The following is a 1,355-nucleotide window of genomic DNA, read 5'->3' as shown; positions in this document are numbered from 1 at the left end:
GCCCAGACTCATCGCCACCATGACCGGCCCAAAGACCAGGTACATCTCTGTCACAGAACGGCCAAGCAGCGTCACCAGAAATTGCGCACCCCCTGCCACATAGATGAAAAAGGCAACCCAGTTCAGCCCATGGACGAGCGACACGCGCATGAACTGCGCCGAGCCGATCACGGTGCGGTAGCCGCGCACGATGTTGCGAGCATTCAAGGACTGACGGCGCTCTTGCGGCAACGACTCAGGCAACTTGCGCGCGTACACAATCAACGTCAGGGCGCCGACCACACCGAGAAAAGCGAACACCGCGCGCCACCCCCAGAGTACGGTGAGCCAGCCCGCCAATACCGGCAAGACGATCGGCCCTGCGGCCTGGATCAAGCTGGTGCGGGCGATCATTGCTTGTGCGATTTCGCCGCTGTACAGGTCGCGGATGATGGCGCGCCCCAGGATCAGCCCCGAACCTGCCGCCAATCCCTGCACGATGCGCAACGCCCACAGGTGCTCGATGCGAGTTACCAACAAGCACGCGAAGGATGTCACGGCGAGCACGCCAAGGGATCCGAGGAACACCACGCGGCGGCCGAACGCATCGGCCAGCACCCCGTGCCAAAGGGCCATGAAGGCGCTGGCCAGCAAGGACAGGGACAACACCTGCTGCGCCTGCGATGCGGACGCACCCAGATCCTTTTGCAGGGCAGGCAACATGGGAATCAGCATGTCATTCCACAGGGACGTGAGCACGCCCATGACCCCCAGCAGCAGCAGCATGTGGAGGGACTTGGAGGTAGTCGGCGTGGTAGCGCCGTCAAGCGTCGTGGTGGCGGTGGTCATGGCGTCGTTTCGAAAAGTCGAAACTCCATTGTTCTGAATTCGGTGATACCTCGGTTGACCAGCGAGGACAGGCATTTAACCTTGTGGGACACCCCGGTACTAACCCCGGGCTTTGCACGCTGGGTTGAAAGAACGCGGTGGCCGCCGCGGGACCTGCTCGCAGGCCGCGGCGACGCAGACCAACCAGATGGTGAGCAATGCGCGCCAGACCTGGCTAGGCGCCGAGCTGCTACTTGATGATGGGCTCCGATCCGAAGTTTGGGGCCCTGAAGATCGAGCAGCACGCCAACAAGTCTGCCGGTATCGCGCTCGATGTCCCGGATGATGTCGAGGCGGCTTTTGTGGTCTTCGTGAGTTCCATGGTTGAAATTCAGGCGGAACACGTCGGCCCCGGCATCAAAAAGGGCTTTGATGGTTTCGCGGTCGGCACTGGCCGGCCCGAGCGTCGCGACGATCTTTGCTTGCTTGCTGCGTCTCATTGCTGATTTCTCCTGATAGCGCATTCGGCGGCCGCGGCAGACCTGCTC

1 protein-coding gene and 1 pseudogene are annotated in these 1,355 nt (G+C 62.0%); both read right to left on the bottom strand.

Translation table 11 applies throughout. The annotated features are described in order from the left end of the window. A partial coding sequence (locus AC1DY5_RS55860; RefSeq protein WP_478122742.1) for an MFS transporter occupies positions 1 to 828 on the bottom strand: 828 nt, incomplete at its 3' end. A 245-nt stretch (positions 829 to 1,073) separates the two neighbouring features. After that, positions 1,074 to 1,307: pseudogene (locus AC1DY5_RS55855) on the bottom strand (pyruvate kinase); the annotation flags it as partial. Positions 1,308 to 1,355: the final 48 nt, after the last annotated feature.

The sequence above is a fragment of the Variovorax sp. P4_D9 genome (genome assembly GCF_056401695.1).
This window is presented reverse-complemented; position numbering and strand designations above follow the sequence as displayed.